The 22746-nt window shown below is 57.4% G+C and carries 21 protein-coding genes; 19 read left to right on the top strand and 2 right to left on the bottom strand.

Going from position 1 to position 22746, the window contains the following annotated elements:
* Positions 1-32: 32 nt before the first annotated feature.
* From ACFFSY_RS20200 to ACFFSY_RS20155, 10 genes are all read left to right on the top strand, one after another.
* On the top strand, positions 33-1775 hold the full coding sequence (locus tag ACFFSY_RS20200) for a sensor histidine kinase family protein (RefSeq protein ID WP_377497387.1): 1743 nt from the start codon (positions 33-35) through the stop codon (positions 1773-1775).
* Positions 1772-3157, top strand: a complete 1386-nt coding sequence (locus ACFFSY_RS20195) for an extracellular solute-binding protein (protein WP_377497385.1) — start codon at positions 1772-1774, stop codon at positions 3155-3157. The genes ACFFSY_RS20200 and ACFFSY_RS20195 overlap by 4 nt, the downstream gene beginning before the upstream one ends.
* The gene (locus ACFFSY_RS20190) at positions 3154-4791 is read left to right on the top strand and encodes a response regulator (protein WP_377497383.1); all 1638 of its coding nucleotides are present in this window, start codon (positions 3154-3156) and stop codon (positions 4789-4791) included. The genes ACFFSY_RS20195 and ACFFSY_RS20190 overlap by 4 nt, the downstream gene beginning before the upstream one ends.
* 117 nt (positions 4792-4908) lie before the next feature.
* Positions 4909-5193 carry a hypothetical protein gene (locus ACFFSY_RS20185; RefSeq protein ID WP_377497381.1) on the top strand — a complete coding sequence of 95 codons (285 nt, stop codon included), beginning with the start codon at positions 4909-4911 and terminating at the stop codon, positions 5191-5193.
* A 193-nt stretch (positions 5194-5386) separates the two neighbouring features.
* Positions 5387-5950 (top strand): PadR family transcriptional regulator, encoded by a 564-nt coding sequence (locus tag ACFFSY_RS20180; RefSeq protein ID WP_377497379.1) that lies wholly within the window; start codon positions 5387-5389, stop codon positions 5948-5950.
* Positions 5951-6107: 157 nt separating this feature from the next.
* Positions 6108-6659, top strand: coding sequence for a CPBP family intramembrane glutamic endopeptidase (locus tag ACFFSY_RS20175; RefSeq protein WP_377497377.1), 552 nt, complete (start codon positions 6108-6110; stop codon positions 6657-6659).
* Positions 6660-6769: 110 nt separating this feature from the next.
* Entirely contained in the window at positions 6770-6973 is a 204-nt protein-coding gene (locus ACFFSY_RS20170; RefSeq protein WP_377497374.1) for a zinc ribbon domain-containing protein, read from the top strand.
* 97 nt (positions 6974-7070) lie between these two features.
* Positions 7071-7490 (top strand): hypothetical protein, encoded by a 420-nt coding sequence (locus ACFFSY_RS20165; protein ID WP_377497372.1) that lies wholly within the window; start codon positions 7071-7073, stop codon positions 7488-7490.
* Between the two features lie 39 nt (positions 7491-7529).
* Positions 7530-7868, top strand: coding sequence for a hypothetical protein (locus ACFFSY_RS20160; protein WP_377497370.1), 339 nt, complete (start codon positions 7530-7532; stop codon positions 7866-7868).
* A 692-nt stretch (positions 7869-8560) separates the two neighbouring features.
* A complete protein-coding gene (locus ACFFSY_RS20155; RefSeq protein WP_377497368.1) occupies positions 8561-10375 on the top strand; it encodes a glycoside hydrolase family 30 protein in 1815 nt (604 codons plus the stop codon).
* A 193-nt stretch (positions 10376-10568) separates the two neighbouring features.
* On the opposite strand, the gene dapA is transcribed toward ACFFSY_RS20155, so the two are convergent.
* Together dapA and ACFFSY_RS20145 are read right to left on the bottom strand one after the other, a co-directional pair.
* Entirely contained in the window at positions 10569-11450 is an 882-nt protein-coding gene (gene dapA / locus ACFFSY_RS20150; RefSeq protein ID WP_377497366.1) for a 4-hydroxy-tetrahydrodipicolinate synthase, read from the bottom strand.
* 277 nt (positions 11451-11727) lie between these two features.
* Entirely contained in the window at positions 11728-13239 is a 1512-nt protein-coding gene (locus ACFFSY_RS20145; RefSeq protein WP_377497364.1) for a glycoside hydrolase family 30 protein, read from the bottom strand.
* A 522-nt stretch (positions 13240-13761) separates the two neighbouring features.
* Here ACFFSY_RS20145 and ACFFSY_RS20140 point away from each other — a divergent pair.
* Genes ACFFSY_RS20140 through ACFFSY_RS20100 form a run of 9 tightly spaced genes read left to right on the top strand, consistent with a single transcriptional unit; the run spans position 13762 to position 22746 of the window.
* Positions 13762-13935 (top strand): lysine biosynthesis protein LysW, encoded by a 174-nt coding sequence (locus ACFFSY_RS20140; protein WP_377497362.1) that lies wholly within the window; start codon positions 13762-13764, stop codon positions 13933-13935.
* A 12-nt stretch (positions 13936-13947) separates the two neighbouring features.
* The gene (locus ACFFSY_RS20135; RefSeq protein WP_377497360.1) at positions 13948-14850 is read left to right on the top strand and encodes a RimK family alpha-L-glutamate ligase; all 903 of its coding nucleotides are present in this window, start codon (positions 13948-13950) and stop codon (positions 14848-14850) included.
* A gap of 55 nt (positions 14851-14905) precedes the next feature.
* On the top strand, positions 14906-15556 hold the full coding sequence (locus tag ACFFSY_RS20130; RefSeq protein ID WP_377497358.1) for a degT/DnrJ/EryC1/StrS aminotransferase: 651 nt from the start codon (positions 14906-14908) through the stop codon (positions 15554-15556).
* The gene (locus ACFFSY_RS20125; protein WP_377497356.1) at positions 15546-16865 is read left to right on the top strand and encodes a DegT/DnrJ/EryC1/StrS aminotransferase family protein; all 1320 of its coding nucleotides are present in this window, start codon (positions 15546-15548) and stop codon (positions 16863-16865) included. Before ACFFSY_RS20130 ends, ACFFSY_RS20125 begins: the two co-directional genes overlap by 11 nt.
* Positions 16862-17923: an N-acetyl-gamma-glutamyl-phosphate reductase gene (argC, locus tag ACFFSY_RS20120; RefSeq protein WP_377497354.1), complete on the top strand. Its 1062-nt coding sequence runs from the start codon at positions 16862-16864 to the stop codon at positions 17921-17923. Before ACFFSY_RS20125 ends, argC begins: the two co-directional genes overlap by 4 nt.
* Positions 17923-19776: a M20/M25/M40 family metallo-hydrolase gene (locus ACFFSY_RS20115; protein WP_377497352.1), complete on the top strand. Its 1854-nt coding sequence runs from the start codon at positions 17923-17925 to the stop codon at positions 19774-19776. The genes argC and ACFFSY_RS20115 overlap by 1 nt, the downstream gene beginning before the upstream one ends.
* Entirely contained in the window at positions 19777-20604 is an 828-nt protein-coding gene (locus ACFFSY_RS20110) for a thiamine pyrophosphate-binding protein (protein WP_377497350.1), read from the top strand. It abuts the gene before it with no gap.
* On the top strand, positions 20601-21539 hold the full coding sequence (locus ACFFSY_RS20105; RefSeq protein ID WP_377497348.1) for a transketolase family protein: 939 nt from the start codon (positions 20601-20603) through the stop codon (positions 21537-21539). Before ACFFSY_RS20110 ends, ACFFSY_RS20105 begins: the two co-directional genes overlap by 4 nt.
* Entirely contained in the window at positions 21523-22746 is a 1224-nt protein-coding gene (locus ACFFSY_RS20100) for an MFS transporter (RefSeq protein WP_377497346.1), read from the top strand. Before ACFFSY_RS20105 ends, ACFFSY_RS20100 begins: the two co-directional genes overlap by 17 nt.

Raw genomic sequence — 22746 nt, 5'->3', positions numbered from 1 at the left:
GGAAACCGCAGCGGAAAGAGGTATACGCACCGATGAAGCTTAGGCGCAAAATATTGCTCGCGATCATTCTGCTCATATTCATCCCCGTGCTTGCGATGGGCGTTATCTCCTACATGCAGTTCTCCAAGGCGATCGAGTCGAAGTCAAGCAGCTTCTACGGCATTTCCTTGCTGGAGTCGGACCGCAAGCTGAAATTCGCTTTGAACGAAATTGCGGCCGTATCGGGCGCGGCAATCACCCAACCCGTCATCCAACAGGCGCTTAAGCAAAGCGGGCAAGACCCCGGATACGAACGGCGGCAGGAAATTATCAATCTGCTGATCAATCATCCGATGATCGAGTCGTTCAGCTTGTTCACGAACGAGGGACAGGTGCTCGGCTACAATGGTTCAGCATTCGGGGAACTCCGCGACCAGCCATGGTTCGGCCGGATGAAGGCAGCCGAAGGGAAGCCGATCTGGTCGGGGCCGGGCGAGAACGGTTCCAGCTTCGGCGGCAAGCCGGTCCTTATTCACGCCAGAGTCGTCAAAGATTATTATTCGCTAGAGGATATCGGTTACTTGGTCATGGGCGTGAAGCCGGATATTTTGGAGCAAGTATTCTGGGAAGCGGCCACACTCAGGCAGGGGGATATGCTGCTGGTGAACAAGGATGGCGTCATCGTCTACGATCGGTCAGGGGAGGCGACGGGGGCCCGAGCCGACTTTCCATTCCTGTCGGATGAAGCCTACGAGCCCGCCGATAACCACTATATCGACCATTATGACGACCAGAAATCGCTCATCACCTATTTGCCGTCCCATAATCCGCAGTGGATGTGGGTCGCCGTCACGCCCCTTGCGCTGCTGCGGTCCGAGTCCGAGCCGATCCGCAACACGGCGTTAATTTTGGTAGCGTTCTCACTGCTCTCTGCGCTCATGTTCGACCGCTTCTTCGTGCTCCCGCTGGTCGGCATGATCAACAGCGCGGTGAACGGCATGAAGCGCGTCGAACAGCGGATCTTCAAGCCGATTCGCCCGCCGCTTCGGACGACGGACGAAGCGGGCCGCCTCATCGAAGGGTTCAACCGGATGAGCGCCCAGATCCAAGAGCTGCTCGTGCAGGTGGAGACCGAGCAGGCGCGCAAGAAGGAAGCGGAGATGCAGGCGCTCATGTCGCAGATCAACCCGCATTTTATATACAACTCGCTCGAGTCGATCAATTCGATGGCCGTGCTCCAGGGCAACAAGGACATCAGCCGGATGGTCGTCTCGCTGGGTAAACTGCTGCGGATCTCGATAAGCGAGAGCCAGGAGCTGATCCCGCTGGCCATGGAATTCGAACATGTGCGCCACTATCTGCACATTCAGAAGCTCCGGTTCGAGGATCAATTCGAATTCGAGATTGCGCTGCCGGATTCGTTGAAGCCGCAGCTCACTCAGAAGCTGATCGTGCAGCCGATCGTGGAGAACGCATTGTATCACGCGATCGAGCCGATGCGCGAGAAAGGGTGGATCCGTATCCATGCCGAGGAGGGACGCGACTGCCTCTATATTTATATCGCGGATAACGGCCCTGGATTCGATCCGAACGTGCTGGAGCAGCCGAACGACGAGACGGCAGGCGTCCGGGCGAAATACAAGGATAAAGGGGTCGGCTTGCGCAACGTTCAAGAGCGCCTCCGTATCCGCTTCGGTCGGTCTTACGGCATTCTCATCTGCACGTCGCCGCATGATGGCACGACAATCCGGATTCGCATTCCCAAAGACGAGTTCTTGAAGGAGGGAGGGGCATGAGATCGTGGCAAGCTTGGAGCTGGATGCTCTTGTACTCGCTCGTGCTGGCGGGCGCGGTGCTGGTCGTCGTGTCCGCCAAGGCCGAGCCGATCGAGCAGGCGCCGCAGGAGAAGATCAAGCTGACGTTCCGGCATTTCTGGATCAAAGAGCACGACCGGCCGATCTTGCGGATCTTCGAGGATGCGGTAGCTGCGTATCAGTTGTCCCACCCGGATGTCAAAATCAACTTCGAAGGGATTGATCAGACGATCCATCGGGAGCACAAGCTCAAGAGCGAAATGGTCGCGGGGACGCCGCCTGATATATTCGTCCTGTTCGGGGGGGCCGAGATCGTTCCGTACATCCGCTCGAACCGGCTTATGGATTTGACCGACATCGCGAGGGAGGCAGGCTGGTCAGGTCAATTCAAGGACGCCAGCCAATTCTCGCGGGATGGACGACTATACGGGCTGCCGCTGGAGGGACACGCCGAGCCGCTATTCTACAACAAACGGATCTTTCGGGAGCTGGGACTTTCGGAGCCGACCACGGTCAAGCGATTGAACGAGGCGATCGCGAAGTTGAAGCAAGAAGGGTATGTTCCGTTCGCGCTCGGCAATCAAGACCGATGGCCGGCAGGTATTTACGCGCATTACTTGATGGACGGATACGCTGGCTCGGACCGCATCGAAGCGCTCGCGCAAGGCAGGGAAGGGAGCGCGTTCGCGAATCCGGCTTATATCGAGGCTTTCCGCCAGCTCGAAGCTTGGACGCTTGGCGGCGCTTTCCCATCCACGACAAACAAACTGTCCGGCGAGTCGGCGATCGAATTGTTCACAAGCGGGAAGTCGGCGATGTACGTGAACGGCAGTTGGGATATTACGCTGCTCCAGGATGGAAACGTGCCGGATTCGTTTCGCGATGAAGTAGGCGTGCTGCCTTTCCCGTCGATGGAAGAGGGGGGCAAGGGGGATCTGGCCGGCGGCTATACGCTCGGCATCGCGTTATCGTCGAATTTGACCGGCAAGCAGAAGGAAGCGGCGATCGAGCTGCTGCGGGGATTGTATACGCCCCAAATTCAAAGCAGGCTCGTCTACGAAGGTTACCGAATCCCGGCGATGCGCATCCCGGTGGACAACGAACGCGCAGGTCCGATATTCGCGCAGGTTATGGAGCTGGTGGAGCAGGACGGTCTTGACTTTCTGGCTTATGATAACGTGCTCGCGCCAGAGGTGAATAGCGCCTTTCTCCAAATCGTGGCACAGCTTATGGAAGGCGCGGTTACCCCCGACGCGGCGCTTAGGCGGTTGGACGCGGCATCCGAACAGTATTGGCGGATGATACGGGGAACTTCACGAACGGCAAGTCCGGCCGATATGGCGGAAGAGGAGGCGGAGGAATGATGGCCGAACAGCGTTACAAGGTTGTGATCGCGGACGACGAACCGCTTATTCTTCGCAGTCTCCGAGCCGCGATCCCTTGGCAGGAGCTGGGACTTGCGATTGTCGGCGAAGCGCGCAACGGAGAGGAGGCGCTGCTGCTTGCGCGCGAGCATGCGCCCCACCTTGTTATAAGCGATATTCGGATGCCGACGCTTGATGGCATCGCGATGATGAAGCAGGTCATCGATGGCGGACTTGCGCCGATCTTCATCTTCGTCAGCGGATACGGGGAGTTCGAGTACGCCAGGGAAGCGCTGCGGCAAGGGGCGTTCGACTATTTGCTCAAGCCGATCGACCATGAAGAATTGACGGGGATGATCGTAAGGGCCATAGACAAGCTGAATCGTCAGCAAAGTTCGCGTCTTGAGAACGATCGGCTGGTGCATTCGGTTCAAGCGCTGTCGATGCTGGCTCGGGAGCGGATGCTGGCCGAACTGATCGAAGGTACGCCGAGACCGCTTACCCAGCTTCATTGGCTGGAGAGCAGCGAACTCGAGCAGCCCTACTTTATGGTCGTCATCCAGCTGGATCCCAATGTGAACGCTTATCGAAGATGGTCCCCGGAAGAGCGGCAGCTATGGGCGTTCGCGGTCCGAAATATTATCGAGGAATGGTCGGACCGTTACGGCGGCCTTGTCGTCTTCCCCTTTCATAGCGGGGAGTGGGTGCTATTGTTCCCCGATGCATCCGCAGATGCCAAACGGGAGCTTGGCGCCGAGTTGACGCAGGTGGTCGGCGTATACGCCAAGCTGAGCTGTCATGTCGGCATCAGCGGCACGGTCTCAGGGCTGGATCGCCTCAGCCTCGCTTACGAAGCGGCGACCATGGCGCTGAACCGGAAGTTCTTCGCGGAATCCCGGCGGGTGTTTCTGGAGGAGGAGCTGATCGGCTCCGCGGCCGAGCCGGTTCTATATCCCAAGGAGCTGGAGCTCAAGTTGGCCCGGTGCGCGCAGCTGCTGGACGTGGATGGCTTCACCGAAGGTCTGGTGGAGCTGCGGGATTATTTCGAGCGCAGCGCCCTGACCAAGGCGCAAGCCGGTGGCGTGATGGCTGGCTTGGCTGCCGGACTGTATAGGCGTTTCGAACATGAACCGGCGGCCGAAGGAGCTTCGCTCCATGAGCTGATGGTCCGTCTACAGGAAGCGCAGTCGCCGGGCGATTGGATCGGGCAGCTCAAGCATGCGTTCGCGGAGCTGATGAAGAGCGGGCTTGGCAAGCCGTCCAAGGAGGATGCCAAAAGCATGACCGAGAAGGCGATCCGCTATATGGAGGCTCGCTATGCGAACGACCTAGGCATCGAAGAAGTGTCGCAGGTCGCAGGCCTCAGCACGAGCCAATTTTGCGCGACGTTCAAAAGCCTGACCGGTTACACGTTTCTGGAATATTTGACGCAATATCGGATGGACAAAGCGAAATACATTCTCCGTCACACCGAAGTCAAGGTATATCAGATCGCGCCCTTAGTCGGTTATCAGGATCCGAAATATTTCACCCAAGTATTCAAGCGGACAACCGGGCTTACGCCTTCGGAGTACAGGGAGAAAGCAAGAATCGACGGTGTGCACGCGGCAAGTGATTCTAAGCTGGAACGCTAATAGGGACTAAGGATCGTCTCATTAGGATCGGACGGTAATCGCCTCCGGATGAAATTGCCGGAATCGGCGCAAATTAGTATCGATTCTGCGATTTCGTGCTGATGAGGAGGGGATGGAATGGCAACATTGACGGGAACAACCGGCGAGACGCTGATCGAGCGGATGAAGCGGTTTTACGAGCAGTATCGGACGACGTCGAACGTGGAGGCGAGCTTCGTCAACGCAAAAGAAGCGCTCACGCTCACGCTGCTGGACGACATCGGGCGGTACGCCCAGGAGGAAGACTTGGGCGCGATTCGCAATGCGACCGCGCAGTGGGATGAGCTCCGCTTGATGATGCAAGGGAGCAACGATGCGCTGAAGGAACGATTGGAGCGCGAGTACAAGCAAGCGCAGGCTTAAGACGGGCAGCAATGCAGCGTGATTTGGACGGCTATATCGACAGATTGAAGGGCGGGCCTAAATAGGCGCCGCCCTTCTTTGTCGTTCAAACGCATGGAGAGGATTGCGAAAATGGATTGTCGTTTGGAACAAAATGGTTTATCCTGAACATAACATGTATCTCAAAGATATATTATGTTGCGGGGAGGCAGTTATGAAAAGAATCAATACCACCCATTTCGCCATTCTGGGCTTACTGCGGATCAAGCCGATGAGCGCGTACGAGCTTGTCAAGTTTTCGAAAGAGAGCATTGGGCTGTTCTGGAATGAATCCTACGGGCATATCCACAAAAGCCTGCAGCAACTGGAGCGGGAAGGTTCGGTCTCGATCGTTGAAGAGACGACGACCGGACGCCAGAAGAAGGTGTACGATATTACGCCGCAAGGGGTCGAGCAGCTGGATGCCTGGCTGACGCAGGCGCCCGGGGAGCCCGTGATGCGGAACGAATTGCTGATGAAAATCTTCGTCTCCGATGAGGGCCATATTCCAAACATGGTCGCTTATCTGGAGGAGGAACGCGCAACGAGCCTTCACTTCCTAGGCGTGCTCGCCGGAATCAAAGCGATGATAACGGAAACGGATGGTCAGCAATCGCGGCTTTGGCTGCTTACGCTCGACTACGGCGAGCGCTATCTACGCATGACGATCGAATGGTGCGAGCATGCCTTGGACGTATTACGCCGAACGGATAGGGGGCGGGATAATCATGATGAATAAATTTCTCCGCTTGCTTCCTCTTTTCGTCATTACTTTGATCGTGATTGTAATCGCGCCGACTCTCTTATGGATTCGAAAGAATCCGCCTCTTACGATAGCGCTATTTGAACAAGAATCCTACAATTTGGAAATTAGTTATCAGATTACGGTGGTCCTAATGGTTCTTATTTTGATTGCGATTGTGGCTGCGATGACCGGGAAAGCCGGAATGTCGTATTTGAACCTCAGCAATCGGGATGGACGCATTCGCCCCGAACCGTGGATCGGGCTTAAAGCGAACGCTTCCGATACGTGGAAGAACGTGGGGAGGAACATGGCGGTCGTCATTACATCGGTAACCGCGGTCGTGATATATTTCCAAGTCATTCACGGGGAGCGGGTTAGCCTGGACCTATTCCCGGGGCTTTCGCTGATCGCGGTATTTGCGCTCATGAATGCATTCTCGGAAGAGGTCATCTTCCGGTTCTCGTTCGTGGCCGTGGTCCATCGGTTCGGTTATTCGCCATATGCTGCTCAAGGATTGGCAGCTGCGACTTTCGGGATCGTGCATTATTTCGGAACGCCGGGCGGGATACCGGGGGTGTTGATGGCCGGTTATATCGGATGGCTGCTCGCGAAGTCCATGATTGAGACGAAAGGTTTCTTTTGGGCGCTAACGATCCATTTTCTGCAGGATGTCGTCATTTTCTTTGCGCTGTTGATGAAGTGAAAATTCCTTTACGAATTGGCAGGATGTCGAGGTCACGATTATTTTCTGAGCCGCTTCCGAAACCTTTTCAGCGAAGGTTCCGTAAATTGTAAAAAATGAGGGGTGATGCCATGAGCGAAAAAGGCTGCTTGAAATGCGGAAGCCGTGACGCGAGTACGAAAGAAGTCGCAATGACGGGCACGGGACTGTCGAAAATGTTCGATATCCAAAAAAACGAATTTATCGTGGTTTACTGTAACAACTGCGGCTATTCGGAGTTCTACAATCGGCGTTCCTCGAATGCTTCCAATGTGCTTGATTTCTTCTTCGGTTAATTTAAGAATTTAACTGTTTTTTAATTGATGCAGCAACCTTTTCACCTTATAATTAATAAGAATTCAAGAATCTGTCAACCAACTGGGGGAGAATACTATGTTAGTAGGCAAAGGCGCAGTCCGTGAAATGGCGAATGATATCGATAAAGTCGTGCGCGACATCGATCAAATTACACAGTCCAAGATCGACCGTGTATCCGATAAAATCGACTCCGAACTTAACTCCTGTGGTCGAGAGCTGACGAATGCCGCATCAACCTTGAATCAAATCAAGCCGCTGATCGACCGCCTCGTGGCGCAAGTCGGCCAGAACGCTCCGGATCACGTGCAAGTGCTCGTGACGTCGATCGCGCAGGAAGTCATGTCCAAAGTCGTCGCGGCTGGGGGCAACATCGACGAAGTCCAGAAGAACATCAAAGACGTCGACAAACTGACGAACGAAATCGACAGCTTGACCGACGAAATCGACAAGCTGACGAATAAAATCGACGAGATTACCGATAAGTACCAGAAATAACGACCCGCAATCACGACCAACATTGAGGAGGCAACTCGCATGAGCGATTACACGCCGCCAGTAGGCAACTACATGTCCGGATGGGGCAACAACCAAGCGAAAGAAACAGCCTCGAAAATCGACCATATCGCGGACAAAGCGAAATTCGGCATCGAAATTCTCGGCACGGGGCTAATCGGCATTGACGCGTTGGAGAAGGAACTCATCGAGATGTCGAACGCGCAGTACGCGCCGTCGCAGGAGCAAATCCGCGCGATTGCCCACCGGCTGGACGCGCATCAGAAGCAGCTTCAGCAAGGCTTGGACCGAATCAAAGAAATGATGATCGACATTGATAAAGCGACGGATTCCATTCAACGCCCGCGCACGGGCTGGTAATCATCTTTTCATTTCCGCGCATGACGAATAAACGGTTGTCGCCTACGGGCGGCAATCGTTTTTTGTTATACGTTATAGTATCCTAACGAAGAAAAAGCCTCTCATTCCCGAGTAACGATCGCGCTGACGGATAACAATCTGATCAAACCGGATCAAATTCTGAAGAAACGCAAGCTATCTTCGTGGACTTGACGTCTCCCATATCCGTTCAGAAAATGGTCCGCGTACGCATCGGTCTTCAAATTATGCTGTAGCGACCAGAGCTCCCAGGCCAGATCGTAGTGCCGGTCGCCGACGCCGCCATCTTAACGCAGACGGAATCAAACCCGAATCGAATGCGATCTTCTTCTCCTCCATCCGTAACTCCCCTCTTTGAGCAGATGTATTCCTTCTAGCCTATCGAACAAAATAAGTTCGAAAAGGAATAGAATGGATAAAAAAATCATCTCTCAATCCGACCTTTACATCAGAGGAATACCGCAAGACGGCGCTTGTTCTTGTGCTTTCGCGAATCGGCCGAACACGGTCACGATCGTCGTAGTAGGAAGTCATCATCCTAGTAGCAGGGGAAGAATACGGACGCTTATACTCTCTGTGAAGACCATGTCAGGTCATAGGGGAGGGGGCGCGAAGGGACAGCGATTGCGTAACTTGGGGGATTCACAATACGAATCGTGGGACGGTGGATTGAAGTGATCGGAAATTTGTTCAAGAAGCTTAGCTTGACCGGTCTTGGCGTCAGCGTGTTAATGCTAGCCCCGGTGTTCGGACCTGGTACCGCCAGCGCGGCGTCGAATGTCGCAATCAATTGGAACGACGTCAAACAAGAGATCGACGGTTTCGGCGTATCGCAGGCCGGCTGGTCGGATGCGATCTATGATCTGCAGGAGCCGGCGCGCAGCCAAATCATGGACTTGCTGTTCCGCCAGGACACCGGGATTGGCGCGTCGATTCTCCGGGGCGCGATCTTCCCGCAATTCAATCCGGCACCGGGCCAATACAATTTCAACGCCAGACCGGATCAAGTGTGGGTGATGCAGCAGGCCAAGGCAAGAGGCGTCAACAAATTGATGGCCACGACCTGGAGTCCGCCGGCCTGGATGAAGACGAACAATTCGACGACGAACGGCGGTTCGCTCAAGAGCGAGAACTACGATGAGTACGCAGCCCTCATGTCCAAGTTCATTAAAGAATACAAGTCGCAATTCAACCTTGATCTGTATGGCGTGTCGGTCGCTAACGAACCGAACTCGATGACGTTCCTGACATGGGATTCGAGCGAGTGGAATTCGACGAACTTCCAGGTGTTCCTGAAAGATTATTTGAAGCCGGAGATGATCAATCAAGGCGTGCAGGGAACGAAGGTGATCGTCGGCGAGTCGTCGTGGTGGTCGGAAGATCTCGTCAAAGATTCGCTCAACGACCCAGCCTCGGCGGAGCGCATCGACATCGTCGGCGGACATAACTATCCGATTCCGATTATCAATTCGACGATGCCGACCGAGCCGTTCGCGACAGCTGCGGCCAAAGGCAAGAAAGTATGGATGACCGAAGTTTCGGATGTCGATTCTTATGATCCGGGCATTGGCTCAGGGCTGAAATTCGCCAAGCAAATTCACAACTTCATGACCAAAGCGAACGTCAACGCCTGGTTGTATTGGACGGGCGCCATTCCGGGCAACAACGACGAAGGGCTGATTAACGTCGACAAAGCGACCAGCACGTACGCGCTTACCAAGCGATATTACACATTCGGCAGCTACAGCAAGTACATCCGTCCAGGTTACGTGCGAATCGGCGCGACGGAAAATCCGGTGTCTGGCGTCTATACGTCCGCATATAAGGATCCGGCGACAGGCAAAATCACGATCGTCGCGGTAAACGACAGCGACGCCTCGGCCGAGCTGAATTTCGTGCCGAGCGGCTTCACGCTGGGCAAGCTGACGCCGTACACGACGGACAGCACGCTGAACATGGCGCAAGGACGCAACGTGCAGGCAAGCGGCGGCTCGCTGCAAACGATCATCCCGGCGAAGAGCGTCGTGACGTACGTCGGTCAGAACGGATCGACCGCCGATCCGGCGGAGACGCAGTTGAACGATCCGCTTAATAACTGGACGAAGACGTTCTCTCATACAAGCGGCCTTACGCTGGACTCTTCCAACAGCATCTATTTCGGCGGAGATACGTCGCGCGTGAAGCGCAGTGCGGGCACGACCGAGAGCTTCGTCTACAACGTCAACAATATGACCGGATTCAACGCGACGATCTACCATGCGAGCGTCTGGGACGGGGTGGCGTTCTATACGTCGCAGGATAATGTCAACTGGACGAGAATCGCGCATGTCAGCACGCCGGGAACGTATACGGGGAGCAATTGGTACCGCAAATCGTATACGCCGGTGCCGATGCTGCCGACTGGGACGAAATATTTGAAGATCGAGCTGTCGGGGACGGATTCGTGGGAGAAACAGGTAGCGAATGTCATCATTACGTCGACGCCGTAAATCGAAGTCCAATGCCCTACCGATAAGCAAACCATCTCCCTGAAACGTAACGAAACGAAACCCTGCAGCCATCAGTGGCTGCAGGGTTGTTCGCGATATTGGACAGGTCAGGCATCACGCTTAAGAAAATGAATAACTGATCGTAGGAATGTTGCGGCCGTACGCGACGAAGCAGGCGGGGGAACATAGGTCGTTAGGCGATGACCTCGGATAATGCGGACAGCTCCTCTTGCAAGGCGTCAGAAATCCGAGCCATCGGACAGCGGAGCGTGTCGGATGCGATATGGCCTTGCCGGGCGAGCAGCCATTTGAGAGGTGCGGGGTTCGATTCCCGGAACAGCAGGCGAATGAGGGGAAGCAGCCGATCGAACGTTGCAGCGGCGAGACTCATATTGCCGCTGGCAGCCTGCGCATAGACGTCCAGGAAAGCAGTTGTGTGCACGTTCGCCGAAGCAAGCATGCCGCCGGCGGCGCCCAGCTGAAGCATCTCGAGGAGGTGCGCGTCTTCGCCGCACAGAATCGGCTTCTGACAATTCGGCAGCAGCTTCTCCGCCAGGCTGGTGCCGCCTGAAGCATCCTTCAGGCCGATGATACCGTCGAGATCGAGGATCCGCTTCATCGTCTCGGCCGAGAGCGTGACGCCAGTGCGGGAGGGGACTTCGTATGCGATGACGGGAAAGCCGACCGAGGCGATGCGCCGGAAGTGCTCGATCACGCCTTCCTCGGAAGGGCGGCTGTAATAAGGCGTGACCGCAAGCACCGCATCGGCTCCCCAAAGGCCGGCCGCTTCGGTGCGCCGGACCGATTCGGCGGTACTGTTCGTGCCGCTGCCGATGACAAGAGGCAGCGCTTTCGAGCGCATACAGGCTCGTGCGGCTTCGGCTAGCCGTCCGACTTCATCCCAAGCGGTCGTTGGCGATTCGCCGGTCGTTCCGTTGAGAACGATGCCATCCATATCGTGTTGGATCAACGACGTGAGATAACGCTCGAACGACTCAACGTCCAGCCGCTCTTGCGTATCGAAAGGGGTAATAACCGGAACGTATATTCCGTGCAAATCGTTCTCGCTCAACATGTGCATGGCCTCCTGAGAAGTTTCTTTTGACTAATGTAGCATAGAATGCAGCTTCTAATTATGGCAGGTTTCGAATGGCTAGTATCGAGAATTTCGATCCGAGCGGGACGAGAGAGGGGAGGCGTAGTGGCGATTCTTTCGTAGGAGCAGGTTGGCTCGCTCCATAGGTTGAGGTCCGGTATGAAGCGAAGCGTCTTGTTAGGATTATTTAATTATTTATATCAAAAACAAAAAGCGCCAGGCAATGGCGCTTTTGGCATAAGGCTAGATACAAATTTTACGATGCCGTGCCGTACCACTTATACGTCATGGCCGATTTGCCCGGAATCGTCACGGTGAAATTCTGGCTGCCCCACTGGATCTTCACCTTACGGGCGGACGCGCTGGAGTTGTAAGCGACGACGACCTTGGAGCCGTCCGGATTGCGGAACGCGACGTCCTTGATCTCGGAACCGGTGTTAGATGCGATCCGGTAGGCGCCCGGGACGACGAATTTGCTGAAGTGGCCGAGCAGGTAATATTGTTTCTTGTAGGTTACTTGGTTCTCCGGCGCGTCATTGCGGTTGTCGGAGTTCTGGATCGTAATCATGCCTTTGTTCGAGTTGTTGTCGCCGATCAAGGATGGACCGTCTTTCTGATCGAGCGCCGCATTCCAAAGGATGATCGACTTCGACCAGTTGCGCGTAATGTTGATGAACTCGTTCATCATGTTGTCGAAGCCTTGCGACGTGCCATTCTGCGGGTCGTTCCAGTTGCCGAAGCCGCCTTCGGTGAACCAGACGTCCTTGTCCGGGTGGGCGTTATGCAACGATGTCATTTGCGATCCGTCGCCGCTGTCGTAGTGGTGGAATGCGCTGCCGCTTACATATTGGCCTTTGCCCGCGTTTTTCAAATTCGTGATAACCGTGTTCGGGAAGTTCCAGTCCAGGAAGTTGTGGTCGAATGCGATGATCTTCGTATTGATGCCTGCGCTGCGCAGCGTTGGTCCGAGATAGTCGCCGATGAAACCGATCTCGTCCTGCGTGTTCATACCCATGGACGGATAATGGGTTGGCTCATAGAGCGGTTCGTTCTGCACCGTGACCGCATAGATCGGGATGCCTTGGCCTTGGTACGCCTGAATGTATTTCTTGAAATAGTTCGCGTACGTGCCGTAATGCTCGGCTTTCAGCTTGCCGCCGTTCAGCGTGTTCGAATATTTCATCCAGGCCGGAGCGCTCCAAGGGGAGGCGAATACCTTGATACTCGGGTTCTTCGCGAGCGCGGCTTTCACCATCGGGATGATGTATGCCTGGTCGCGGCCGATCGTGAAGTTGTTCAGCGCGGTATCGTTCGCCGTATCGGCATAGGTGTAAGCGCTCCAAGCGAAGTCCGAGCTGCCGAGCGGCTGGCGCAGCACGCTAAGGCCGATGCCCGATTGGCCGAACAGCTTCTCCATCACTTCCGCGCGCTTGTTCGCGTCGAGCTTGTAATTCAGCAGCCACGCGGACGAATCGGTGAGCGAGACGCCGAAGCCGTCCATCTGCTGATACGTGGTTCCCTCGTTGACCGTGATCGTATAGTCGGCGGTGTCTCCGGCGGTCGTGAAGTTCTTGTTCGCGATGCGGGAGAGGCGAGCGCTCGGGCTTAGACCGACAGCTGGTTCGGTATTCGGGTCCGAGGTGGAGATCCATACCTCGACTTGCTCGCCGGCGGCTTGCGCAACCGGACCTGCGACGGAGCCGGACACCGTGACGACGGCGGCGGCCAGGACGAGCGAGACGGCTTTGACGTTCCAAATTTTCATCATTCATGCTCCTCTCGGGAATAAATGCGTGTCAACTTCGGATTCCTGCTTGCTAATGCTAAGAAAAGCCTAGCGAACGGGATTCACCTCCATATAAACGATGAAATGCGGGGTGCCTACGAGTCTGTAAACGATTACAATTCTTTGCTGACGAGGGTCTTGCAACGTTCGACAGTGTACGCAGATGAATGTACAGCGCGTTTTGTAATCGATTACAAGATCGACGGCTCAGAATCGCTGCAAGCCATCGGGCTTGCTTGACTCGATTTTACTTGGGCGGACAGGGGAAAAACAATATGTCATTTTTCAGCTCTTCTAGGCGGTTCTTCAAGTAGAACGCCGAATTTCGCAGATCTGGCCGCGATTGCCCTCGGAAGTTGTAATGGATTTGTATTAAACTTCCTGAAGCTTCGATTGATTTTATCAATTAGACGATGGAATCCGAGGGTGATAGTATCCAATATAACATCACGTGTCCATTCAACTTGAGTAACACAATAATAATAGTGAAGGTGGAGTTCGAGAATGAGTCAACTGCTATGCCTCGTGTGCAAGGATGAAATAACAGTCGATCAAAGCGCGACAACCGGCGAGATCGTGGAGTGCGCTTCTTGCGGACAAGAGCATGAAGTTCATGCGGCGGGCAATCTATTCACGGTGGAGCTCGCGCCGGAAATCGAAGAAACCTGGGGAGAGTAAGGTGATCCGGCCATGAGCGCAAATGACCCAAGCGTCCTGCTCTGCGTCACCAAGTTGAGGGAAGAGGAGAAGCGGATCTCCGAGCAGCTGGCAGCCGAAGGCATACGCGTCCAGGTCAATCTGGATTCGATGGCGCTGCCGATCGAGACGGAATCGCCAGCGAAGCCGCCCGATCTCGCGCTTATCCGATGCCTCTCCCAGCGTAATGCCTTGACGCGGGCGACGCTGCTTAGTTTGACGGGAATACGGACGCTTAACAGCGTCCATGCCATATCGGTCTGCACGAGCAAAATCCATCAAGCGATCGTGTTCGGGAAGCAGGGCATCCCGCAGCCCCGGTATCAGGTCGCGTTTACGCCGGCAAGCTTGTACGATGCGCTGGATGCGTTCGGAGGCGTCTACGTGCTGAAGCCTTCCAGCTCCTCTTGGGGTCGGGGCATCGCGCGGATTACCGGTAAGGATTGCCTGGACACGTGGATTGCGGCGCGCGAATCGGTCGATCCAAGCCACCAATCGCTGCCCGTGCTCTTGCAGGAATACGTGGACAAAGGCGATTACGACATCCGCGTCGTCGTGGTCGGCGACGAACCGATCGCCGCCTTCCGCCGCGTCTCCGAGGATAACTGGAAGACGAATACGCATCTGGGCGCGGAGATAGAGCCGATCGCGGTCAATGCGGAGATCCGCGCGATATGCGGTCGACTGACGAGCGTGTTGGGCGAAGGCATTTACGGCGTCGACTTGTTCTACGATTACAAGAACCGGCGTTACTTGGTTTGCGAAGTGAATCAGAATCCCGAATTTGCCAAGTCGTGGAAAATCCACGGCGTGGACGTAGCGCACCGAATCGCGACGTACGTGAAACGTCAAGTCGTCACGCGATCCGGTCATCAACTCGCCTCTATAACCCAGTAAACAGGGAGGAAATTAAGTCTATATCAAACATTTACTTTAGCTGCTGGGAGGAAGTATGAAGAACAAGACGATTGAGAAAGAGCATCTCTTCTCGCTGTCGTTCGTGCTCTCACGGGTGCTCACGTCGGGCGTGATCATGAGCATTGAGAAGAACGATAGCGAGTTGAAGGGACTGGAGAAGAGCATAGCCAAACTGTCGGGCAAACGGTACGTATCGTTGTTTAACAGCTACACGGGGGCCGTTCATGCGGCCCTCTGGGGCCAAGACATTGTCCACGGATCGACGACGAGATTAGTAGAATCGAGTGAGCAGGAGCGGAAATTCGCGAAGTGGCTTGGGGTGGAAATTACGCAGGATTCTTCGGTGCCGCTGGGCTTTAATCGTTTGGCCGTCGGCTGGAACAATCTGAACGAGTTGGAGCGCCTGCTTGAACCAAGCGGAGAACAGGCGGCCGTGCAAGTGCTCGACTTCACGCCGCTCGGCTTCGGTCCGGCCGCGGCGATCGCGGTGGATAGCGAGCTGGCGTGGAAGAAGGCGGAACGGCTGAAGATCTTCGGCGCGTTCGACCTGCAGACGATGTGGACGCAGGAAGAGAGCGAGCCGGATCTTGAGCCGGCTGCACAGTTCAACTATCGGCTCAGCCCGCTCGTTGCGGCGTGCGTCAAACTTTCGCTCCTGAGGAGGAATCGCGGCCATGAAGACTGATTTTATCCGCAGACCGCTTGACTTGCCATCCGACGATTGGATTCGCGAGGCGCTCGCGTACAAGGGCGGTCCCCCGATTATTCCCGAGGACGTGCGCAAAACGGTGTTCCCGACGATCACCAAGGAAGATCTGACGCAAATGCTGATCTCCATCCAGCAGGACGAGGAGAGCGTCGTGGCGGAATTCGCCGAAGCGTACCGGAAGTACGTCGGCGCGAATTACGCGATCCCGACGGCTAGCGGGACGTCCAGTCTGCATTTGGCGCTCGTCGGCGTCGGCGTGCAGCCGGGCGACGAAGTAATCGTGCCGGCGTTCACGTTCATCGCGACGGCGCAGGCCGTCGTCGCGGCGAAGGCGATCCCGGTCTTCGTCGACATCGATCCGGTCACCTATTGCCTTGACCCGGAGCAAGCCGAACGGGCGATTACGAAGAAGACGAAGGCGATCATGCCCGTGCATGTGCACGGACTTCCCGCCGATCTCGGCCGTCTGCGTGAACTGGCGGACCGTTACTCGCTGCGTCTGGTCGAAGACGCTTCGCATGCCCATTCGGCGTCCATTGACGGGAAGCTATGCGGCTCGATCGGCGACGGAGCCGGACAGAGCTTGATGGCGGACAAGAACTTCCCGGTTGGCGGGGAGGGCGGCATCGCGTTCTTCCGCGAGCAGGAGGATTACGAGCGGGCGCTTGCGTTCCTGGAAGAGACCGGCATCGACTATCGGATGTCGTGGATTGCGGCCGCCTTCGGCATCAGCCAGCTGGAGCGCCTGCCCTATTATGACGCGATCCGCGCCCGCAATGCCGACTACTTGACCAAGCAGCTGGCGGATACGAAGCTGTTCCGCGGACCTTACGTGCCGCAAGGGTACAAGCACAGCTATAACATGTACCGGGTGAGCATCGACCCGGCGGCGCTGGGGCTGGACGACCTGCCGGATTACCAGGTGAAGAACGCAATCCAGGAGCTGATTCTAAGCGAAGGCGTTCCGGCGAGGGAATGGCAGAACGTGCCGATTCCGGGACATCTGCCGTTCAAGAACCGGCGCGGCTTCGGCGGCGGTTATCCGTTCTCGCTGTCCGAGCGTAGTGATTTCGGCTACGCGCTCGAGAACTTCCCGGTGACGCTGAAGATGCTTCGCTCGACCCTGACGATCTGCCGCGAGCTGCGTTCGCCGGTCGAGTACGAGCGGATTCAGGCGTACGCCCTTGCCTTCCGCAAGATCGACGCCAATTCGGACGCGATTCGCGAGCTTGCCGAGCGGAGCGAAATTAAGGTGCTCTATGAGCGGGATGCGAGATTAGGATGAGCGCGGCGGGGACTAACAAGCCGATCCGCGTCGCGATACTAGGCGGCAGCGGCTTCACCGGATCGGAATTATACCGGCTGCTCGGACGGCATCCTCATTTTGAAGTCGCGTTCATCTCGTCGGAATCCAAGGCTGGGGTGCCCGTCGACCGTTACTTCGTTCACGCGCTGCGCAAGAAGAGCGCGAGCTCGCTTAAATTCAGGAAACTCGCGGAGCTGGAAGGCCATTACGACGCTGTCTTCTCCTGCTTGCCGACCGGCAGCCTGCCGCCGTACATCGCGCATGTCGCTGCCCATACGGACCGGATATTCAACGTCAGCGGCGATTATCGGGTGAACGATCCCGATTTGCTGAGCAAGCATTATCCCGAGACGTTGAAGCACGACATCCCGGGCGGCAGCCACTATTTCATCCCCGAATTCAGCGACGTCAACCGGGACGCGAAGATCGTCAACCTGCCCGGCTGCATGGCGGTGGCGAGCATCTATACGCTCTATCCGCTCGTCGCGCACGATCTGATCGAACCGCGCGTCGTCACGAACGCGAATACGGGCTCGAGCGGGGCGGGCAAGGCCAGCGCGGAGACGCATGCCGAGCGCGCCCACAACTATCGCCCGCACAAGGTGCACGGACACCGTCACAAGCCGGAGATCGAGCACGCGCTGAGGCTGCACGAGAACCGGACCATCGACCTGCAATTCTCCACGTTCAGCCTCGATCTGCCGCGCGGCATTCTGGTGGCGTCCTACGCCCGGTTGAAGCCGGGCGTAGGCGAGCTGGACGTGAAGAAGGCGTTCCACGGCGCCTATGCCGCCAAGCCGTTCGTGCATTACTTCCATGGCAAGAGCGGGCCGCAAGGTCCGATGATCAAGACGGTGCTCGGAACGAACAATGCGGAGGTCGCCGCGTACGTGGACGGCGAGAACTGCGTCTCGGTCGCGAGCATCGACAATCTGATCAAAGGCGCGGCGGGACAGGCGCTGCAGGCCGCGAATTTGTATTTCGGCTTTCCGGAGGAGACGGCACTTGCGCCGGCGGCGGAAGGAGCGTGGCCGTGATGGCGGATAATTTGCACGTCGTCAAGCTGGGCAGCGGGACGATACTTGGTCAACCCGACATATTCTCCGAGATCGGCGGACTTGTGGGGCGCGGGTCTCGGGTATTGGTCGTCGCCGGCGGCGCGGAAGGCATTCGGCGTCAATACGAACGACTGGGAAGGGAAATGCCGTTCCTTACCTTACCGAGCGGCGACGAGGTACGCTACTGCTCGCCGGAGGAAATGCCGATTATCCGCGACGCATATCGGGAGATCATTCTCGAGGAGGCGGCGTCAGCGCTGCGGGCACGCGGCCTAAGCGTCTTCGCTCAGGTCGGCGGCGATAACGGCGTCGTCAAAGGGACGAAAGCCAAGCCGCTGAAAGCGATACGAGACGGCAAGCCGGTCATCGTCCGCGACTCCTTGTTCGGCGGGTACGCAGGCAGTCACACTGCGTTTATCCGTTCGGCATTGGATGCGTACGATGTCGTGATTCTGTCTCCGCCTATCTATGATCCCGAATTAGGCGACTACATCAACATCGACGCCGACGTCCTTGCCGCGCACCTTGCGTCCGACCTAGGCGCGCAGCACCTGCGCTTCGTGACCGGGACGCCGGGCATCCTGACCGATGTCGACGATCCCGGCTCGACGGTGCGCCATGTCTATCCGGGCGACGATCTGCCTTGGGTGAAGGGGCGGATGAAGCAGAAGGTGCGCGCAGCCGGCGTAGCGCTCGCGCAGGGAACCGCCGACGTGGCGATCTCGGGACCGCACACGCTCGAGGGCCGCGGGAAGACATGGTTCTGGAATTTCCCTCATCCGGGCGACGACCGCCGGACGGAGCTGCTAAGCCAAGTGACGCGCATCGCGTCGGCCTCCTATGATGAGCGGGAGCTCGCTTCCTTCCTGCTGGACGAAATCCGGTATCCGTCCGTGAAGGGTCAGATTGACGAGGCGGGCAACATCGTATTCCGCAAAGGAAACGGTCCGCATACGCTGCTGCTGCTTGGCCACATCGATACCGTTCCTTACCAATGGCAAGCCAAGAACGACGGCGAGGGATTGACCGGCCGCGGAGTTGTGGATGCCAAGGGCAGCTTCGTCAATTTCGTCCATATGCTGGAGGAGGTCGACGTGCCCGAGCATGGCACGCTGCTCGTCGTCGGCGCAGTCGAGGAAGAGGTGTCCTCGTCCAAAGGGGCGCTCTTCGTGCGCGATCATTACCCGGCCGATGCGGTCATTATCGGCGAACCGAGCGGAGAGGACAATTTGACGCTTGGCTACTATGGCCTGTTCAAGCTGGCCATCACGGTTAGCCGCAAACAGACGCATACGGCGGCCAAGGACAGCGTTAGCGTCATCGACGAGCTGTATCAGGTTGTGGAGACGATCCGGGAACGCGTGAGAACGATCGATCCCAATTCGTTATCCTCGCTGATCGATATTGCGCACCGGCATGACCAAGGCGTGCTCACGGCCGAAGGAACGCTCAACTTCCGCATCTCCCCGGCGGCGGGCAAGCACTATGAGGGACAGGTGGCGCTGGACGATCTGGGCGAGGACGTGCGCGTGAACGTCTTGCGGGCGACGCCCGGCTATGCCAATCCGCGCAGCGATGCGCTCGTGAAGAGCTTCGTCCGCGCCTTCGCGCGAGCGGGCAAGCAGGTGCACTACCTCAAGAAGCGGGGGACGAGCGACATGAATACGCTGGCGACGACTTGGGAAGGCGTGCCGATGGTCGCTTACGGTCCTGGAGACTCGAATCTGGATCATACCGATCACGAATATTTGCATTTCGCCGAGGCGCTGTCCGCCAGAAGCATTCTTAAGGATGCGGTGGACGAGTGGTTCCGGCTGCAGGGAGGCGAATAGATGACGGCGCGAACAGCAGAAGCCTTACGAAGGGAGGACGTTGTCCCTGAATTGGAATCGCAAGCGCGCAAGGCCCGAAGGCTGATCATCGACATGGCCGCGACGCCGACCGGCTGCCATATCGGCGGCAGTCTGTCGGTCATCGATCTCCTGCTGGCGGCTTACGCCGTCTACGGAAGCGATCCCGCCAGCGCGATTGTCCTGAGCAAAGGTCATTCGGCTGCTGCTCTGTACGCGGCGTTGTACGTGCAGGGCATCATTCCCGATAATCCCGCCGAATCGTACGGCGCGAACGGATCGCTGTTCACCGGCCACCCGAACCATAAGCTGCCCGGCATTCCGTTCGCCACGGGAAGTCTGGGCCACGGCGTGCCGTACGCGGCGGGCTGGGCGCTCGCGCAACGGCTCAAAGGGACTGGCGGCACCGGCGTCGTCATCGGCGGCGACGGCGAACTGCAAGAGGGACTGTGCTGGGAGACCGCGCAGATCGCGCAGGCGAAGGGCATCGCGAATTTCGTCTACGTCCTCGATTGCAACGGCGGCCAGAATGACGGTCTCGTGCAGGATATTTCGCCGCTGCCGCTGCTCCGCGAGCGGTTCGAGGCGTTCGGCTTTCGCGTCCGGGAGACCGACGGACATGATTTCGCCGCGATCCTGGCCGCCATCGACGCTTCTCCCGCGACGGGAGAAGACGCGGGCAAGCCGCTCGCGGTGCTCGCCCGGACCGCCAAAGGCAAAGGCGTCCGCGCGATCGAGGGCAACCCCGAGGCGCACTACGCGAAGATTCCGGCGAAGACGGCGGACAAATGGAAAAGGAGCCTCACATGACGCATTCCAGTAGAGAAGCCTACAAATTGGAACTAACGGAGCTGGCCCGTTCGGACGGCCGCATCCTATGCCTCGAGGCGGATCTCGGCGGCAAAAATCACGCGTTCCAGGCGGCGCATCCGGACCGCTTCTTCAATATCGGCATTGCCGAAGCGGCCGGCATCGACATTGCGGCAGGACTAGCGGAAGCGGGTTTCGTGCCATTCTTCTCGACGTTCGCTTCATTCGCCGCGTTGCGGGCGTCGGAGAGCATCAAGCTGGCGATGGGTTACATGGGCAAAAACATCAAGATCGCCGCGGCGTACGGCGGCGTCTCCGGCGGGTGGTTCGGCACGACCCATCATTGCCTGGAGGATATCGCGGTACTTCAGTCGTTCCAGCATATTCGGATCGTCTGCCCGCACGGAGAAGAGGAGACTCGCCTGGCAATCCGGGAAGCGGCCGCGTCGCCGGAGCCGTATTACATCCGTCTAGCCCGGAACGACGCGTTCGAGAGCTTGCCGCGGGAAGCGGGGAGCAGTCTGCGCGATGTCTTGTACCAGGGGAAGGATCGTGCGAATCCCCGACTGTGCCTGGTCTCCGTCGGGGAACAAGCGACCGAGATTTGCGCCCGGATCGCGGCGGAGGACGAGTCGCTCGTCCACGCGCATCTGGCCTACGTAGACAGCGGATCGCTCAAGCGCATTGCCTCCGAGCTGAGGGCAGTCTCGAATCGTTTCCTCGTCGTTGAAGAGCATCGGGGCACGGGCGGGACTGCCTCGTATTTGGCGCTGCTGCTGCCCGATGCAGAAGTTTATTCGCACGATTGCGGCCATGATTGGCCGATCTATGGAGGCAGCCACGAAGATGTGCTGCGGTACCTTGGTTTCGGCGAGGACGAATTGAGACGGCAGATCGCCGAGCTGGGAGGAAGCCGCCATGACCGGAGCGCTTAGGTCGAAGCAATTCCGCCGGTACGCCATCTCCGACGTCATCAGCGGGTTCGGCGTCGGCATGAGTACGATCGGCGCGAACTGGTACTTGATGGATCAGACAGGTTCGCTTGGCGCCGTCGGCTTCATGCTGACGCTCAACGTACTGGCTGGCTTCGCCGTATCGCCGCTCGCGGGTATTCTGACGGATCGGTTCCACCGCAAACGCATCATCCAAGCCGCGAACTGGGGGCGGGCGCTGCTGATCGCGGCGCTTGCCGCCGCTTTCCTGTCGACGGGCTATCATACGTGGTACTTGTACGCGTTCACGATTATTAACGGGATCGGATGGACGGTGTACATGTCGGCTTCGCGCAGCCTTATTCAAGAGCTGCTCCCCGAGAAGGAACTAATTAACGGTAATTCGATCATCGAAATCTCGCTGCAGGTCGGCATGTTCATGGCTGGCGCTGCCTCTGGTATTTTTTACAAATATGCCGGATTCGAGTGGATTTTGATTTTGAATGCCGCCGCCTTCCTCATCAGCTCCTTGTTTCTTGCGAAAGTCCGGTATACACCGCTTGCCATCGAGAGCAAGGGCGAGTCGTTCGCGGCGAATTTCAAAGACGGGCTGCGTTATCTGAAGGAGCGGCCGGCCGTCTTCGCGCTCGGCGTCGTCTCCATCATCCCCGTCGTCGCCGTCATGATCTTCAACGTCGTCCTGCCCGGTTATGTCAGCGGACCCGTCGGCGGCGACTCCGTCGTATTCGGTCTCGCCGACATGTTCTACGGCATTGGCGGCCTGCTGTCCGGCTTCCTGGCCGCGCCGGTTGCCAGGAAGCTGTCGCTGCCGGCCGCCGTGCCGCTGTTCTTCCTGCTGGGTGCCGGCGTGCTCTTCGCATGGGCGTTCAGCGCATCTTCCATCCTGCTGTTCGCGGGCAGCGCCGTGCTCGGTCTGAGCAATTCTTCGCTGCGCATCATGATGAACACGCGGCTCATGGAGCTTGTGTCGAAGGCTTATATGGGGCGCGCGATGTCGGTCTGGATCGCGATCTCGCTGCTGCTGCAGTGCGCATCCGCGACCGGGCTCGGCTTCGCGCTCGACCGTTTCTCGCCGGGGACCGGCTTCGCGGGTATCGGAGCGCTCATGGTGGCGGGACTCGCGCTGTATGCGCTGCTTCATCTTCCGTCCAGGGCGAAGAGCGGCGTCGGCGCAACGCTCGATCAATAA

Source organism: Paenibacillus aurantiacus (assembly GCF_042431225.1).
Lineage (GTDB): Bacteria > Bacillota > Bacilli > Paenibacillales > Paenibacillaceae > Paenibacillus_Z > Paenibacillus_Z aurantiacus.
This window is presented reverse-complemented; position numbering and strand designations above follow the sequence as displayed.

Coding starts and splice junctions, on each gene's coding strand:
- argC (WP_377497354.1), top strand. CDS start 16,862: ATGAGCGCGGCGGGGACTAACAAGCCGATCCGCGTCGCGATACTAGGC.
- ACFFSY_RS20180 (WP_377497379.1), top strand. CDS start 5,387: ATGAAAAGAATCAATACCACCCATTTCGCCATTCTGGGCTTACTGCGG.
- ACFFSY_RS20100 (WP_377497346.1), top strand. CDS start 21,523: ATGACCGGAGCGCTTAGGTCGAAGCAATTCCGCCGGTACGCCATCTCC.
- ACFFSY_RS20135 (WP_377497360.1), top strand. CDS start 13,948: ATGAGCGCAAATGACCCAAGCGTCCTGCTCTGCGTCACCAAGTTGAGG.
- ACFFSY_RS20175 (WP_377497377.1), top strand. CDS start 6,108: ATGGTTCTTATTTTGATTGCGATTGTGGCTGCGATGACCGGGAAAGCC.
- ACFFSY_RS20145 (WP_377497364.1), bottom strand. CDS start 13,239: ATGATGAAAATTTGGAACGTCAAAGCCGTCTCGCTCGTCCTGGCCGCC.
- ACFFSY_RS20195 (WP_377497385.1), top strand. CDS start 1,772: ATGAGATCGTGGCAAGCTTGGAGCTGGATGCTCTTGTACTCGCTCGTG.
- ACFFSY_RS20185 (WP_377497381.1), top strand. CDS start 4,909: ATGGCAACATTGACGGGAACAACCGGCGAGACGCTGATCGAGCGGATG.
- ACFFSY_RS20115 (WP_377497352.1), top strand. CDS start 17,923: ATGGCGGATAATTTGCACGTCGTCAAGCTGGGCAGCGGGACGATACTT.
- ACFFSY_RS20110 (WP_377497350.1), top strand. CDS start 19,777: ATGACGGCGCGAACAGCAGAAGCCTTACGAAGGGAGGACGTTGTCCCT.
- ACFFSY_RS20105 (WP_377497348.1), top strand. CDS start 20,601: ATGACGCATTCCAGTAGAGAAGCCTACAAATTGGAACTAACGGAGCTG.
- ACFFSY_RS20190 (WP_377497383.1), top strand. CDS start 3,154: ATGATGGCCGAACAGCGTTACAAGGTTGTGATCGCGGACGACGAACCG.
- ACFFSY_RS20200 (WP_377497387.1), top strand. CDS start 33: ATGAAGCTTAGGCGCAAAATATTGCTCGCGATCATTCTGCTCATATTC.
- ACFFSY_RS20170 (WP_377497374.1), top strand. CDS start 6,770: ATGAGCGAAAAAGGCTGCTTGAAATGCGGAAGCCGTGACGCGAGTACG.
- ACFFSY_RS20140 (WP_377497362.1), top strand. CDS start 13,762: ATGAGTCAACTGCTATGCCTCGTGTGCAAGGATGAAATAACAGTCGAT.
- ACFFSY_RS20160 (WP_377497370.1), top strand. CDS start 7,530: ATGAGCGATTACACGCCGCCAGTAGGCAACTACATGTCCGGATGGGGC.
- ACFFSY_RS20165 (WP_377497372.1), top strand. CDS start 7,071: ATGTTAGTAGGCAAAGGCGCAGTCCGTGAAATGGCGAATGATATCGAT.
- dapA (WP_377497366.1), bottom strand. CDS start 11,450: ATGTTGAGCGAGAACGATTTGCACGGAATATACGTTCCGGTTATTACC.
- ACFFSY_RS20125 (WP_377497356.1), top strand. CDS start 15,546: ATGAAGACTGATTTTATCCGCAGACCGCTTGACTTGCCATCCGACGAT.
- ACFFSY_RS20130 (WP_377497358.1), top strand. CDS start 14,906: ATGAAGAACAAGACGATTGAGAAAGAGCATCTCTTCTCGCTGTCGTTC.